Here is a 14,247-nt window from a genome sequence, read left to right on the forward strand (position 1 = left end):
CCTCAGTCCGACGGCGGCTGCCACGGCGGGCGGTTGCCCCAGTCCCATTTCGGCATGGGCTCGGGAACGGTGACCTCGCGGCCGGGCTGGGAGAACATCACCGCGAGCCTGCTGCCCCATTCGACGTAGGCGGCGAACGCGGAGCGGAACTCCGGGTCGGCGGGGAGCCCGGCCTCGTCGGCGGCGTCGAAGAGCAGGTTCACCCAGCGGCGGCGCTGCTCTTCGGTGATGGCCCTGCCGAGGTGCCGCCCGACCATGTGCCGGTGGCCGCCGTGGTCGTGGCTGTAGGTCTCCGGCCCGCCGAACACCTCGGCGAGCCAGACCGCGACGTGCTCGGGGTGGCCGGGGTCCATGTCACGGAAGACCGGCTCCAGCAACGGGTCCTTGAGGACGTGGCCGTAGAAGACGGCGGTCAGCCGTCGCAGGGCGTCCAGCCCGCCCGCCCATTCGTACAACGTCGGCGTCTCGGTCACGTACTGTCCTCCCAGCGGTGATCTTCCGGTCCGGCAAGGCAACCATCGCAGGCCGCTCCGGACAACCGCTTACTTTTCGCTGCGTACCAACGGGAGTGGCGATGAAGCGGTACCACTGCGCGGTCGAACTCGAGCCGTTACCTATTCACTGACTGTCTTCGTCGAGGTGTCGCTCGAGCGCGTCGATCCGGCCCTCCCAGAAGCGGCGGTACGGCGCGAGCCAGGCGTCGACCTCCGCGAGCGGCTCCGGGCGAAGCCGGTAGCACCTTCGCTGCGCGGCGACGCGGACGGTGACCAGACCCGCCTCGCGTAGGACGCGCAGGTGCTTCGATACGGCCGGTTGGCTCAGTTCGAGGACCTCGACCAGCTCGTTGACCGACCGTTCGCCGTCGCGCAGGAGGTCGAGGATGGTCCGCCGACGTGGTTCGGCGAGGATCTCGAAGGTCTGCATCATCCGGGAAATGTGCCCTGTGTGGCATATTTCCGTCAAGGAATGTTCGAAAATGTCCATCCGAAAGTCTTGGTCTGAACCATTGACGGAGTGGTCTAGTCCACTTAACTTGTGCGTGTCCCGCCGCGATCTTGTCGTCACTCGCGGTGATCTCGAAGGGAGAACGCATGTCCCGTCTGAGCAGGTTCACCGCGATCATGGGCGCCGCGGCCGTCGCGCTGGGCGCGCTGACCGTCGCCGCGCCGGCACCGCAGGCCACCGCCGCCGCACCGGCCACTTCGGACGCTTCGGTCGGCAAGGTGCTCGGGTACTTCGCTGAATGGGGCGTCTACCAGCGCAACTACCATGTGAAGAACATCGACACGTCGGGTTCGGCGAGCAAGCTGACCCATATCAACTACTCGTTCGGCAACGTCACCAACGGCGGCTGCGCCCTCGGTGACGCCGAAGCGGCGACGAGCAAGTTCTACGACGCGGCCTCCAGTGTGGACGGTGTCGCGGACTCCTGGGACACGGGCGCCCTGCGCGGGAACTTCAACCAGCTGAAGAAGCTCAAAGCCAAGTACCCGAACCTCAAGGTGCTGTGGTCCTTCGGCGGCTGGACCTGGTCCGGCGGGTTCGCCGAGGCCGCGAAGAACCCCGCCGCGTTCGCGGACTCCTGCTACAACCTGCTCAACGACCCGCGCTGGGCCGGGGTCTTCGACGGCATCGACATCGACTGGGAGTACCCGAACGCCTGCGGTCTCTCGTGCGACACCAGCGGCGCGGCCGCGATCAAGAACCTCGCGCAGGCGCTGCGGGCGAAGTTCGGCTCGAAGCTGGTCACCGCCGCGATCACCGCGGACGGCACGTCCGGCGGCAAGATCGACGCCGCCGACTACGGCGGCGCGGCGCAGTACTTCGACTGGTACAACGTCATGACCTACGACTACTTCGGCGCCTGGGCCGCGCAGGGGCCGACCGCCCCGCACTCGCCGCTGAACGACTACGCGGGCATCCCGACCGCCGGCTTCCACTCCGACGCCGCGATCCAGAAGCTGAAGAGCAAGGGCGTCCCGGCGGACAAGCTGCTGCTGGGCATCGGGTTCTACGGCCGCGGCTGGACCGGCGTCACCCAGGACGCGCCCGGCGGCACCGCGACCGGGGCGGCTCAGGGGACCTACGAAGCGGGCATCGAGGACTACAAGGTCTTGAAGAGCACTTGCCCGGCCACCGGCACCGTCGCGGGCACGGCGTACGCGAAGTGCGGCAACAACTGGTGGAGCTACGACACCCCGGCGACCATCGGCGGCAAGGTCACCTACGCCAAGAACCAGGGTCTCGGCGGCGCCTTCTTCTGGGAGCTGTCCGGTGACACCGCAGACGGCGAACTGATCACCGCTCTCGCCAAGTAAAACTCGAAGTACATGAAGGTCCCTTCCTTCTGTCTAGGTACAGGGTCGCGGCAAAGTCGCAGAGTTGCTGGTCGGCACTCGAGGTGCACCGGGTTCAGGGGCATGCCCCTGAAGTTCTGTTGATCAAGCTTCGCAACCGGGTGCGACCCCGTGTCCATGAAGGAATTGGCTCAATGTCCCAATTCCTTCATAGACGTCGGCCTGCGCCATGACCAAGAGGCCCCCGACCTGCACGATCCCGACTTTGCCGGGACCCTGCGTCTAGGTACGTGAAGGGGGCCTTCACGTACTTGTCGGGGCCGGGGATTACCGTCACCCCATGGGTTTCGAGGGTTTCGGTGAGTACGCCATCGACTTCTACGACGGTCTCGAGGCCGACAACTCCAAGTCCTACTGGGACGAGAACCTGGCCACCTACAAGGCCGACGTCCGCGCGCCGATGGAGGCGCTGCTCGCGGAACTGGTCCCGGAGTTCGGGGACGGTTTCGGCGAGGGGAAGGTCTTCCGCCCGTACCGCGACGTCCGGTTCGCCAAGGACAAGACGCCGTACAAGACCCACTGCGGCGCGGTGATCGAGCAGGGACGCGGCGGTGGCGCCTACTACGTCGAGGTCGGCCCGGCCGGGCTGCGCGTCGGCGGCGGTTGCTTCCACTTCGAGTCCGATCAGCTCGCACGCTTCCGCAGGGCCGTCGACACCGAAGTCCACGGCACCGAACTGGCCAAGCTGCTCACCAAGCTGGAGAAGGCGGGCTGGGAGATCAAGGGCGATCGCCTCAAGTCCAAGCCGCGGGGCTTCGCCGAGGATCACCCGCGTATCGACCTGCTGAAGTACCGCTCGGTGTACGCCGTCCGGGTCTGGGAGCCGGACGACGTCCTGCACGAGCGGGGCGCGCTCGACCGCGTGCGGAAGGCGTGGCGGCAGGTGCGGGCGTTCAACGAGTGGGCGCGGGACCGGGTCGGGCCGAGCGAGAAGCCGCGCCGATAACTGGCGAACCCTGTTCGGTGGTTGTCAATCCTCCAGGTGAACTGACACTTTTCTTGAACTTTCGGTATCGGTAAAGACGGATCACCGATGAGGGACTACGCTGTACGAACGTGAGCCGACGCGCGAAGATCGTTTGTACCCTGGGCCCCGCGACCGCTACGCCGGAGAAGATGCGGCAACTCGTCGACGCCGGGATGGACGTCGCGAGGATGAACTTCAGCCACGGGACGCACAGCGACCACAAGCAGGTCTATGACCTCATCCGGTCCGCCGCCGCCGAATCCGGCCGTGCGGTGGGCATCCTCGCCGACCTCCAGGGGCCGAAGATCCGTCTCGGCACCTTCGCCGGCGGCCCGGTCGAGTGGCACAACGGCGACATCGTGCGGATCACCGTCGAGGACGTCGCGGGCACCCACGACCGCGTCTCGACCACCTACAAGGGACTCGCCGACGACGCGAAGCCCGGTGACCGTCTCCTGGTGGACGACGGCAAGGTCGGCCTCGTGGTCAAGGAGGTCGACGGCCCGGACGTCGTCTGCGAGGTCACCGAAGGCGGCCCCGTCAGCAACAACAAGGGTGTCTCCCTGCCCGGTATGGACGTCTCCGTGCCGGCGATGTCCGAAAAGGACATCGAAGACCTCGAGTTCGCGCTCGAACTCGGCGTGGACTTCATCGCGCTGTCGTTCGTCCGCTCGCCCGCCGACATCGACCTGGTCCACCAGGTGATGGACCGCGTGGGCAAGGGCCGTCTCCCCGTGGTCGCGAAGATCGAGAAGCCCGAAGCGGTCTACAACCTCGAAGCCATTGTGCTGGCTTTCGACGCGGTGATGATCGCCCGAGGCGACCTCGGTGTCGAACTCCCGCTGGAGCAGGTCCCGCTGGTGCAGAAGCGCACCATCCAGATCGCCCGCGAGAACGCGAAGCCGGTCATCGTCGCGACGCAGATGCTCGAATCGATGATCAACAGCTCCCGCCCGACCCGCGCGGAGGCCTCGGACGTCGCCAACGCGGTGCTCGACGGCGCGGACGCCCTCATGCTCTCGGGCGAGACCAGCGTCGGCCGCTACGCCATCGAGGTCGTCCAGACCATGGGCCGGATCATCGAGGCCGTCGAGACCGACTCCCCGGTCGTGCCGCCGCTGTCGCACGTCCCGCGCACCAAGCGCGGCGTCATCTCCTACGCCGCCCGCGACATCGGCGAGCGGCTGAACGCCAAGGCGCTGGTCGCCTTCACCCAATCCGGTGACACGGTCCGGCGGCTGGCGCGGCTGCACACGCGGCTGCCGCTGCTGGCGTTCACGCCGGAGGAGAGCGTCCGCAGCCAGCTCGCGATGACCTGGGGCACCACCACCCGGATCGTGCCGAAGGTCGACTCCACCGACCAGATGATCCAGCAGGTCGACCACGCGATGCTCGAAATGGGCAAGTACGCCAAGGGTGACCTCGTGGTCATCGTCGCCGGCTCCCCGCCGGGAACGGTCGGCTCGACCAACCTCATCCGGGTGCACCGGCTCGGCGAGGACGACCACGCCTGACGTCGGTCACCTCGCGCGACCGCGTCGCTGTGCCGTGAAGGCCTCCTTCCCTACCGTGACGGTCAGGGTCCCGGCAAAGTCGAGGTAGAGCTTGATCAACGGCAGATCAGGGACACTCAACGTCCCTGATCTTCCGTTGATCAAGGGCGAGCCGAGGTAGGGCAGGCCTGATTCTGGATGCCGCGGGGCTACAGGTGGGGGTTTCGGAGGAATGGCGTGAGTGGCGATTCGGGGTGAGGGCCACTGGTGTCTTAGGTACCTGCCATCGGGCGACACGCGTGATCCGACGGAGGGTACGCGTGAGTGAACGGAGAACACCCGCGACGAAACCTGCCGCTCCCGCGTGTCATCCATCCAGTCACACGTGTCCTCCGTCTGATCACACGCGCCATCCATCCAGCCACGCGAAACCACCCACTCACGACCCCCTCGCGAAACCGTGCAAGATGCCCAAATCGGGCATTTTGTCTCGAAAAGTGGCCCTTATGGACAGTCCGGACCCGGGGGAGGCCCCTTGCGTGGGCCCGCTCCCGCCGTGTCCACCACGACGCGTTCGTCTTGACCCGCGCTAGCGATGCAGCCGACCAGCACTTATGCGACTTTGCCGGGACCCTACCGTGACGGTAGGGAAGGAGGCCTTCACTACGTCATGGCTCGGGGTGGTGGGGGGCGTGTCGGACATCTCCACGGACTTGGCAACACAGTGCCGTGGTAGGCGGCGGAGAGGCTTGCGACCGAGACGTCCCGAAGGTGGTCTTCGCGACAAACGTCCCGCCTCGCGGAGGCCCTGGACGGCTTGACCACATAGGGTTCCGCATATGACTGAGATGGCCAGGGAGGCCGCGGCCGGATTCGACACCACCGGCGGAGTGGGCGGTCAGCCCGTGCTCGACCGGCTGGTCGCGCTGCTGGACTTGGAGAAGATCGAAGAGAACATCTTCCGCGGCGTCTCACCGGCCCATTCGCCGGTGCGCGTGTTCGGCGGGCAGGTCGCGGGGCAGGCGCTGGTCGCCGCCGGCCGGACGGTGCCCGAGGAGCGGAAGGTCCACTCGCTGCACGCGTACTTCATCCGCGGCGGCGACCCGAGTGTGCCGATCGTCTACGAGGTCGACCGCATCCGTGACGGCCGTTCGTTCACCACGCGCCGGGTCGTGGGCATCCAGCACGGCAAGGCGATCTTCTCGCTGTCGGCGTCGTTCCAGAAGGACGAGGGCGGCATCGAGCACTCCGAGACCATGCCGGACGTGCCCGATCCCGAGACGCTCCCGACGCTGCAGGAGCGCGCCGAGGGCTACCTCATGGGCCACCTCGACCGGCCGCGCCCGATCGACCTGCGCTACGTCAACGATCCGCCGTGGGTGACCCGGAAGTCCGGTGAGCGCCCCGCCAGGAACCAGGTCTGGATGCGGGCCGACGGCAAGCTCCCGGACCAGCAGCTGCTGCACGTCTGCGTCCTGACTTACGCCTCCGACATGACGTTGCTGGACTCGGTCCTCGCGCGGCACGGCGTCTACTGGGACCTCGACAAGGTGATCGGCGCGAGCCTCGACCACGCGCTGTGGTTCCACCGCCCGTTCCGGGCCGACGAGTGGTTCCTCTACGACTCGGCGTCGCCGACCGCTTCGGGTGCCCGTGGCCTGGCGACGGGCCGGTTCTTCGCCGCGGACGGAACACATATCGCCACCGTGGTGCAGGAGGGTCTTCTCCGGGTGGTGTGAACGGTGACGTTCCGCATCGGAGGGCGTTTTCGTCCACCCTTTAGAGGGAATGGCGAATCGCATTAACATCTGGAGCCAGAGCATTAAGTAAGGGCCGCGGGCATAAAGGGAGGGCCGGAACCGATCGGGGGACGGCTCCGGCCCTGCACCGGGGGTGAATCCGGCTTCGACAGGTATCCTTTCGGAGTCCTATCGGTGCAGCTCGCGACCCCGCGCCCGTGCCGCGAGCGGTGCACGGTGCTCAACCTACAACGGCAATCTGCAAATTGCAGGATGAAAATCCTCAGGTGGCGGAAATGCCACTGTGACCATCTCACCGAATGTGTCTCGGGCTGGTTAGATGTGCATCGTGCGAGGTTCGGCGAACACCGTTCTACTCGCCGTGTCGCGATCGATGTAGCTCGGACAGCCCTGTGGAGGTGCCGTGATGACGAGGGGTCAAGGGCCCACCGTGCGCCGCCGGAGACTGGCGAGCGAACTCAGGCGGCTGCGCGAGGCGGCCGACCTCACCATCGACGAGGTGAGCGAGAAGCTCGAATGCTCGGCGTCGAAGGTCAGCCGCATCGAGACGGGACACGTCGGTGTCACCCCGCGCGACGCGCGCGACATGCTCGAGCTGTACGGCATCGCCGGCGACGAGCAGGAGGCGCTCGTCCAGCTGGCCAGGGAAGCGCGCAAACGCGGCTGGTGGCACGCGTATAACGAGGTGTTCACCGGCACTTTCGTCGGCCTGGAGGCGGACGCGAGTTCCCTCCGCGCGTTCCAGGCGCTGCTCGTGCCGGGACTGCTGCAGACCGAGCGCTACGCCAGGGCCGTGATCAGGGCGATGCGGCCCGACGCCGAGGAAGCCGAGGTCAGGCGCAGGGTGGCGGCGCGGATGGCGCGGCAGGAACTGCTGACAGACCCTTCGCCGCCGGAGTACTGGGCCGTGATGGACGAAGCGGTCCTGCATCGCACGGTCGACGGTGCCGAGGTGATGGCGGAACAGCTGTACCGGATGGTCGCGATGGCGGGGAAGGCGAACGTGACCATCCAGATCGTGCCGTTCGGCGCGGGTGCCCATCCCGGGATGGAGGGTCCGTTCCTCATCATGGGCTTCCCCGAACTGGCCGATACCGACGTGGTCTACGTCGACAGCACCTCCAGCGGGCTCTATCTGGAGGAACCCCCGGACGTCCGGCGATACGCGTTGATGTTCGACCATCTCCGTGCCGCCGCGTTGAAACCGGACGACTCGGTCGAGGTGATCGCCGAGGCCGCCGGAAGGTTCGCCGAACAGGCGGCCCTTCCGAATGCAGCGCAGTATCGAGACCTCGGTGTGCTCGAGGTCCCTGGAAACAAGTAAGGAGCGGGGAGCATGACGCCCAACGATGATCTTTCCCAGGCCCACTGGCGGAAGAGCAGCTACAGCGGTGGCGGCAACGACTGCGTCGAGGTCGCCTTCACCGGTTCCGGTGCCGCGCTGAGGGACTCGAAGGATCCCGCAGGAGGTGCCTTCCGCCTGTCGCCGCACGCTTGGCGTGGGCTGCTCGGCGCGGTGCGCCAGAGTGGCCCAGCTCACGACTAGAGACGCTGAACTTCGACCCCTTACGCCCCCCGAGCAGGGGATGGGCGGGAGTAAGGGGTCGAATCACGTTCGGGTGTAGGTGATCACCCGATGCCGCGAGGCACCCCTCAGGACGAATCTGGTCACTACCAAACCAGGTAGTGAGTTCCTAAGGGGAAACGTGATGCACAGCAATGACGCGATGCTCGTCGGAGTACTGGCCGAGGTGGCCTACCGGCGGGAAGAGCTGCAGAAGGCGGGCCGCAGTGTCTGGGTCGACCGGGCTCGCCGGGCGTCCAAGCGGGTCCGGGCGTACCGCGCCGAAGTCCGGGTGCCCGCCCAGCAGCGCCGCGAAGCCGGGCAGCTGCCCGCTCGCAGCGGTGAGATCACCCGGTAGAGGCCGAGTGCGATGAAGCTCTCGGCGAAAACCCAGGCGAAGTTGTCGGTCCGGTAGGCAAGAATGCACCTCGTGCCCCGTCTTGGCTCCGGAATCCCGATCGTCGCCCGCACTCAGGAGATGCGGCAGCTCCGCGCCGCCTTCGCCCGTGCAGAACGGGCCGAGGCCGGCGCGGTGCTGCTCTCCGGTGACGCCGGCGTCGGCAAGACCCGCCTGCTGACCGCGCTCGGCGAGTACGCCGCGGGCGCGGGCGCCCTGGTGCTCACCGGGCGCTGTATCGACGTCCATGAGGGCGGTCTTCCTTATCTTCCGTTCGCCGAGGCGCTGGCGCCGTTGGCGACGACTTCCGATCCCGCGGTCACCGCCGCGGTCAGGGCCCGGCCGGCGCTGGGCAGGCTGCTCCCGCAGATGCAGCAGGCGGAGGACTACCCCGCCATCGAAGACGGTCAGCTCACCGCGAGCGAACGGGTGTCGACGCAACGGCTCCGGCCCGAACAGGACCTTGGCCAGCTCCAGCTGTTCGACGCGGTACTGGGGGTGCTGACCGTCATCGCTCAGCGCCGGCCCGTGGTGATCCTCCTGGAGGACCTGCACTGGGCCGACGGCTCCACCCGGAACCTGCTGTCCTTCCTGCTGACGAGGCTGCGCACCCAGCGGTTGCTGCTGGTGGCCAGCTATCGCGAGGAGGACGTCCACCGGCGGCATCCGCTGCGGGCAGTGCTGTCCGAGGTGGTCCGGCTGGGCGCGGTCGAACGCGTCGAGGTCAAGCCGTTCGGCGCCGAGGACGCGCGCGCCTTCGTCGAGGCGCTGGCCGACGAGCCGATCGGCCAGGACATGATCGCCGACATCGTCTCTCGGTCCGAGGGCAATCCCTTCTTCGTCGAGGAGCTGCTCGCATCCGCGAAGGACTGCCGTGAGCTGCCCGCCGGGCTGGCCGAGGTGCTCCTCGCCAGGGTGGAGCAGCTTTCCCCGGTCACGCGCCGGGTGCTGCGGGTGGTCTCGGTCGCCAAGGACGCGGTGGCGCACGCGGCGCTCGCCGAGATCTCCGGCCTGGACGAGCTCGAACTCGACGAGGCATTGCGCGAGGCGGTGCAGCACCACGTACTGGTGATCGAGAACGGCTTTTACACCTTCCGTCACGCGCTGCTGCAGGAAGCGGTCTACGGCGACCTGCTGCCGGGGGAGCGGGTGCGCATGCACGCGGCCTACGCGTCGCGTATCCGCAGCCGGACACAGGGCCGGGGCCAGGACGCCCGGCTCGCGCACCACAGCCTGGAGAGCAAGGATTTCGTCACCGCGCTGGCCGCGTTGCTGCGCGCGATGGACGAGGCGGAGAAGCTGGGCGCGCCCGGCTCCGCGCTGCGGCACGTCGAGCAGGCGTTGTCCATTTGGGACGCCGTACCCGCGGTGGACCGGCCGTCGGACGTCGACGAACTCCGCCTCCTGCACGAGGCCTCGTATTTCGCGAGCACGTCGGGGGAGCCGGAGCGCGCGGTCGCCTATTCGCGGTCCGCGACCGAGGCCCTCGGCCCGGACACCGGCAACGAGCGGTCCGCCAAGGTCTGGCGACGGCACGCGGAGGCACTGCTTTCGGTCGACGGCACGCTGGACGAGGTCGTGGAGGCGATCGACAAGGCCTGGGAGCTGGTCGAACACACCGAGGCGAGTTCCGCGCGGGCGTGGGTGCTCGCCACCAGGGCGGGCATCCTGCGCCTGATGGACAGGCACGAAGAGGCGCTGAAGTGCGCGTTGGCCGCGGTCGCCGACGCGAGGGCCGTCGGCGCGGACGGGGCGGAGGCGGCCGCGCTGGTCTCGCTCGGCACGCTGGCCGACTCCGCGGGCGACGTCGAGGAGGCGCGGGAGCGGCTGCGCCAGGCCGAGCGGAAGGCCAGGGATTCGGGCGCGCTCAACGGTGAACTCCGGGCACTCCACTTCATCGGGCTGAGCTACGACGACCGGGCCGAGATCCAGCCCGCGCTGAAGTACTACGCCAAGGGGATCAAACGGGCCGAGGAGACCGGGCTGACCTGGAGCTCGTTCGGGATCGAGCTGCGGACCAAACACCTCACGCTGCGGTACGTCAGCGGGGACTGGCCGAATGACGACGACGCCGGCCGGGCGGGCCGCGGGGTTTCGAGCGCGGTCGCGGCGCGGTTCCTGAGCATCTGGGCGCAGTTCGTCGTCGCCAGGGGCCGGTTCGAAGACGCGGACAAGATCCTCGCCGGGTTGCGGCAGCACTGGAGCACGGACGTCTCGATCGCGCTGGCCGCGGGCGACGCGGGCATCCAGCTCGCGACGTGGCGAAGGGACAACGAGGGCGCGGTGCGGCAGGCGCACGAGTTGATCGACTGGATCGAAGGGATAGAGCCCGCGTTGCTCGGCGGGATCCGGATCAGCGTGCACGGCCTCGCGGCCGCCGTCGCGCAAGCCGCCGAGGCCCGGGTCCGCGGGGATCTGGTGATGGTCGAAACCGCCGTGAAATCGGGCGAGGAGATGCTCGCCCACGGCCGCCACTGCGCCGAACACGGCGTCCCGCGTTCGGTGTCGCTCGGCCCGGAGGCGCTGGCATGGCTCGCCCGGCTGGAAGCGCTCGGCAGCTGTCTGCACGGCGCCGGTGATCCGGCGTTGTGGGCGAAGGCGGTCGACGCGTACGGGTACGGCGCGGTGTACGAGCAGGCCATGTGCCGCCTTCAGCACGCGAAGGCGCTGCTGGCTTCCGACGGCGACACCTCGTTGGCCGCGTCGGAGCTGTTGGCCGTGTATGCGGTGGCCGACAAGCTGAATGCCTGCCCGCTGCGTGAAGCGGTCCGGGAGCTGAGCCACCGGGCGCGCGTCGAGCTGCCCGGGGAGCCCGCGGCTCCGCGCCGCGACGTCGTCGACCCGCTCACCGACCGCGAACGGGACGTGCTGGAGCGCGTCGCGCTCGGCCGGACCAACCGGCAGGTCGGCGAGGAGCTGTACATCAGCGAGAAGACGGTGAGCGTCCACCTTTCCCGCGTGATGGCGAAGCTCGGCGCGAGCCGCCGGGCGGAGGCCGTCGCGATCGCGTACGACCGGGGGCTGCTGGCCGCGCCGACTTCTTCCTGAACGCGTTTAGTCCTCTGAATGCGGTCTTTGCGTGGCGCAACTACCGCATTCAGAGGACTAAACGCATAAGGGAGGGGAAGGGTCAGCGACGCGGAAGGCGGCGGAGGACCTTCAGGCTCGCGCTCAGGGCTCGCGCCCACAGCTTCGGCGGAATGCCGCGACCGGGGCGCAGCGGCATCCCACGCTGCAGCGCGATCGCCTGGGCCTCGGTGTACTTCAGCAGCCCTTCGGCACCGTTACGCCGTCCGACGCCGGATTCCTTCATCCCGCCCATCGGCAGCCCCACGGTCCCGAAGGTCGCCGCGAAGCCCTCGTTGACGTTGACGGTCCCGGCCTTCAGCCGCGCCGCGACCTCCCAGCCCGCGCGGCCGTTGCGCGACCACACGCTCGCGTTCAGCCCGAACTGCGTGTCGTTGGCGCGCTCGATCGCTTCGGTGACGTCGGTGTAGCCGTAGATCGACACGACCGGCCCGAAGGTCTCCTCGGCGAACAGCTTGACGTCCTCGGTGACGTCGGTGAGCACGGTCGGCTCGTAGAACAGCGGGCCGAGATCGGGCCTGGCCTTACCGCCGGTGAGCACCTTCGCGCCCTTGGTCCGGGCGTCTTCGACGTGCGCCGACACGGTCGCCAGCTGGTCCTCCGAGGTCAGCGAACCCATCTGAGCCTGGTAGTCGAGGGCGCCGCCGAGCCGCAGCGCGGCGGTCTTGGCGACGAAGGCGCGCGTGAACTCCTCGCGGATGGACTCGTGGACGTAGATCCGTTCGACGGAAACGCACAGCTGGCCCGCGGAAGAGAAGCACGCGGTCACCGCGCCCGCGGCGGTCTTGGTGATGTCCGCGTCGGGCAGCACGATCATCGGGTTCTTGCCGCCGAGCTCCAGCGAGTAGCTCGTCAGCCGCTCCGCCACCTTCGCGGCGAGACCCTTACCCGTCGGCGTGGATCCGGTGAAGCACAGATAGTCCGATTCCTCGACCAGCGCGTCACCGATCCGCGAACCGCGGCCCAGCACGATCTGCCAGACACCGGTGGGCAGCCCCGCCTCCTCGGCGATCTCCTGCAGCCACAGTGCCGACAGCGCGGTCTGGTTGTCCGGCTTCTGCACGACGGCGTTGCCCGCCGCGAGCGCGGGCAGGACGTCCATCGCGGTGAGCGCGAGCGGGTAGTTCCATGGCGAGATGATCCCCACGACGCCCTTCGGGTGCCGGAGCTCGCCGACCTTCGTCAGCACCGGGATCAGCCCGGCGGCGCGACGCGGCGAAAGGATCTTCGCGCTGTGCTTGCCGTAGTAGGCGGCCACGAGCGCGGTGGCGCTGACTTCGTCGAAGGCGTCCATCCGCGCTTTGCCCGCCTCGATCTGCACGAGGTCGAGCGCCTCTTCCTGACGCTTCAAAACGAGGTCGTGCAGGCGGATCAGGATGCGCTGACGGTCCTCGACCGAGCGCTCGGCCCACGAGCGCTGCGCCTCGCGCGCCTGGTCGAAGACGGCGCGGACGTCGGCGTCGGTGGCCTGGGGGAGCGTCGCGATCGGTTGTCTGGTGAACGGGGCGCGCATCTGAACCGGCGCGGAGTCCTTACCGCCCACGACCCGCCGCACGAGCCGTTCCGCCCTCGCCGCGGCCGGGGCGCCGTGGACGCCTCCGATGGTCGCCGGGCCTTCGGTGTGGTGGCTCGCGCTCGCCGGTGTCGTGCTCGTCATGCCGTCTCCGTTCCATGCGGCGTGGAGCCGGGAGGCGCCACGCAGAGCCCAGGTGTTACCGACGAGTACAGCATACTGCCGGTATGGAGACTGTCCAGCGCTGATATGAATAAGTTTCACATATTGCCGGATTGAGGCGGATTGTCGGGGGACGGGCGCAGGATGTCCTGCTGCTGCAACGCCGACCCCGCGGGTGGTGTCGGGGGCGACGGCGGTTCATAGGCCTGAGGCGGCGGTTGCTGCGGATACTGCTGCTGAGGGACGCTGGGCGGGTAGGGGGCATAAGCGGCCGGGTAAGGGGCCTGAGAGGGCGGCGCCGGCTCCCGGCGATTGGCCACGATCGCCAGGACGATGGTGAGCAACGCCACGAGTCCGCCCGCGAGCAGGATCCAGAATCCGCCCCCGGTGCCGTAGCGCGAGACGAACCGGCCGGTGTCCTGTCCGAAGCTCAGGCTCGCCGAGATGTCCATGCCGAGCATCCAGACGCCGATCGCGGTCCCCGCCCCGCCGGCGATCAGCAGTGTCCTCGACGTCGTCGCCGCGGGCGAACCCGAACTCCGCCGGTACGAGGCGAAGCCCACCGCGGCCCCGGCGAACAGCGTCAGCGCCGCGGCGGACAGCGGGATGCCGTACCGGGCGACATGGGTCTTGTCGTAGAACTCCTTCTCCTCCGCCGAGGGTTCGATGTCGAAGGACCGCGCCCACCCGGTCTCGGCGAATTTCGACACCGTCTTGCCTTCGGAGATCTGCTCATAGGTCGACTGCGGAAGAAAGGTGGCGACCAGGACCAGCAGCCCGGCGAAGACGCCCATCATCGCGGCGAACAACCGCGGGAGCCGCGCGTCGGACGGCGGACGCGGTGCGGCCACGGGAGTTTGGACGGGCTGCATTGCACCGAACGGACCAGTCGGTTGGTACGGCTGCTGCTGCGGCGCGCTCATGGTGGCTCCTCCGCCGGTTCTGTT

At 68.3% G+C, this 14,247-nt stretch carries 12 protein-coding genes; 8 read left to right on the forward strand and 4 right to left on the reverse strand.

Annotation, left to right across the window (positions count from 1 at the left end; translation table 11 throughout):
- Positions 1 to 2: 2 nt before the first annotated feature.
- Both ACZ7KI_RS14420 and ACZ7KI_RS14425 read right to left on the reverse strand, forming a co-directional pair.
- Positions 3 to 473 carry a group II truncated hemoglobin gene (locus ACZ7KI_RS14420; protein WP_409491826.1) on the reverse strand — a complete coding sequence of 157 codons (471 nt, stop codon included), beginning with the start codon at positions 471 to 473 and terminating at the stop codon, positions 3 to 5.
- Between the two features lie 145 nt (positions 474 to 618).
- Positions 619 to 927: an ArsR/SmtB family transcription factor gene (locus ACZ7KI_RS14425; RefSeq protein WP_037304077.1), complete on the reverse strand. Its 309-nt coding sequence runs from the start codon at positions 925 to 927 to the stop codon at positions 619 to 621.
- Between the two features lie 164 nt (positions 928 to 1,091).
- Between ACZ7KI_RS14425 and ACZ7KI_RS14430 the strand changes: the two genes are divergently transcribed.
- The 8 genes from ACZ7KI_RS14430 to ACZ7KI_RS14465 all read left to right on the forward strand — a co-directional run bounded on the left by ACZ7KI_RS14430 (position 1,092) and on the right by ACZ7KI_RS14465 (position 11,586).
- Positions 1,092 to 2,318, forward strand: a complete 1,227-nt coding sequence (locus tag ACZ7KI_RS14430; protein ID WP_470273591.1) for a glycoside hydrolase family 18 protein — start codon at positions 1,092 to 1,094, stop codon at positions 2,316 to 2,318.
- A 319-nt stretch (positions 2,319 to 2,637) separates the two neighbouring features.
- Entirely contained in the window at positions 2,638 to 3,303 is a 666-nt protein-coding gene (locus ACZ7KI_RS14435) for a DUF2461 domain-containing protein (protein WP_470273592.1), read from the forward strand.
- 110 nt (positions 3,304 to 3,413) lie between these two features.
- Positions 3,414 to 4,838 carry a pyruvate kinase gene (gene pyk / locus ACZ7KI_RS14440; protein WP_470273593.1) on the forward strand — a complete coding sequence of 475 codons (1,425 nt, stop codon included), beginning with the start codon at positions 3,414 to 3,416 and terminating at the stop codon, positions 4,836 to 4,838.
- A gap of 818 nt (positions 4,839 to 5,656) precedes the next feature.
- A complete protein-coding gene (gene tesB / locus ACZ7KI_RS14445) occupies positions 5,657 to 6,556 on the forward strand; it encodes an acyl-CoA thioesterase II (RefSeq protein WP_470273594.1) in 900 nt (299 codons plus the stop codon).
- A gap of 427 nt (positions 6,557 to 6,983) precedes the next feature.
- Complete coding sequence (locus tag ACZ7KI_RS14450; protein WP_470273595.1) at positions 6,984 to 7,901, forward strand: helix-turn-helix domain-containing protein; 918 nt, start codon at positions 6,984 to 6,986, stop codon at positions 7,899 to 7,901.
- Between the two features lie 12 nt (positions 7,902 to 7,913).
- A complete protein-coding gene (locus ACZ7KI_RS14455) occupies positions 7,914 to 8,123 on the forward strand; it encodes a DUF397 domain-containing protein (RefSeq protein ID WP_470273596.1) in 210 nt (69 codons plus the stop codon).
- A 163-nt stretch (positions 8,124 to 8,286) separates the two neighbouring features.
- Positions 8,287 to 8,499 carry a hypothetical protein gene (locus tag ACZ7KI_RS14460; RefSeq protein ID WP_470273597.1) on the forward strand — a complete coding sequence of 71 codons (213 nt, stop codon included), beginning with the start codon at positions 8,287 to 8,289 and terminating at the stop codon, positions 8,497 to 8,499.
- A 63-nt stretch (positions 8,500 to 8,562) separates the two neighbouring features.
- The gene (locus ACZ7KI_RS14465) at positions 8,563 to 11,586 is read left to right on the forward strand and encodes a helix-turn-helix transcriptional regulator (RefSeq protein ID WP_470273598.1); all 3,024 of its coding nucleotides are present in this window, start codon (positions 8,563 to 8,565) and stop codon (positions 11,584 to 11,586) included.
- Between the two features lie 82 nt (positions 11,587 to 11,668).
- Here ACZ7KI_RS14465 and ACZ7KI_RS14470 read toward each other — a convergent pair whose 3' ends face one another.
- Positions 11,669 to 13,282: a succinic semialdehyde dehydrogenase gene (locus ACZ7KI_RS14470; RefSeq protein ID WP_470273599.1), complete on the reverse strand. Its 1,614-nt coding sequence runs from the start codon at positions 13,280 to 13,282 to the stop codon at positions 11,669 to 11,671.
- Positions 13,283 to 13,398: 116 nt separating this feature from the next.
- Entirely contained in the window at positions 13,399 to 14,223 is an 825-nt protein-coding gene (locus tag ACZ7KI_RS14475) for a hypothetical protein (RefSeq protein WP_470273600.1), read from the reverse strand.
- Between the last annotated feature and the right edge of the window lie 24 nt (positions 14,224 to 14,247).

The organism is Amycolatopsis sp. NPDC039088, assembly GCF_055598845.1.

Coding starts and splice junctions, on each gene's coding strand:
- ACZ7KI_RS14460 (WP_470273597.1), top strand. CDS start 8,287: ATGCACAGCAATGACGCGATGCTCGTCGGAGTACTGGCCGAGGTGGCC.
- ACZ7KI_RS14425 (WP_037304077.1), bottom strand. CDS start 927: ATGATGCAGACCTTCGAGATCCTCGCCGAACCACGTCGGCGGACCATC.
- tesB (WP_470273594.1), top strand. CDS start 5,657: ATGACTGAGATGGCCAGGGAGGCCGCGGCCGGATTCGACACCACCGGC.
- ACZ7KI_RS14465 (WP_470273598.1), top strand. CDS start 8,563: ATGCACCTCGTGCCCCGTCTTGGCTCCGGAATCCCGATCGTCGCCCGC.
- ACZ7KI_RS14435 (WP_470273592.1), top strand. CDS start 2,638: ATGGGTTTCGAGGGTTTCGGTGAGTACGCCATCGACTTCTACGACGGT.
- ACZ7KI_RS14450 (WP_470273595.1), top strand. CDS start 6,984: ATGACGAGGGGTCAAGGGCCCACCGTGCGCCGCCGGAGACTGGCGAGC.
- ACZ7KI_RS14470 (WP_470273599.1), bottom strand. CDS start 13,282: ATGACGAGCACGACACCGGCGAGCGCGAGCCACCACACCGAAGGCCCG.
- ACZ7KI_RS14430 (WP_470273591.1), top strand. CDS start 1,092: ATGTCCCGTCTGAGCAGGTTCACCGCGATCATGGGCGCCGCGGCCGTC.
- ACZ7KI_RS14475 (WP_470273600.1), bottom strand. CDS start 14,223: ATGAGCGCGCCGCAGCAGCAGCCGTACCAACCGACTGGTCCGTTCGGT.
- ACZ7KI_RS14455 (WP_470273596.1), top strand. CDS start 7,914: ATGACGCCCAACGATGATCTTTCCCAGGCCCACTGGCGGAAGAGCAGC.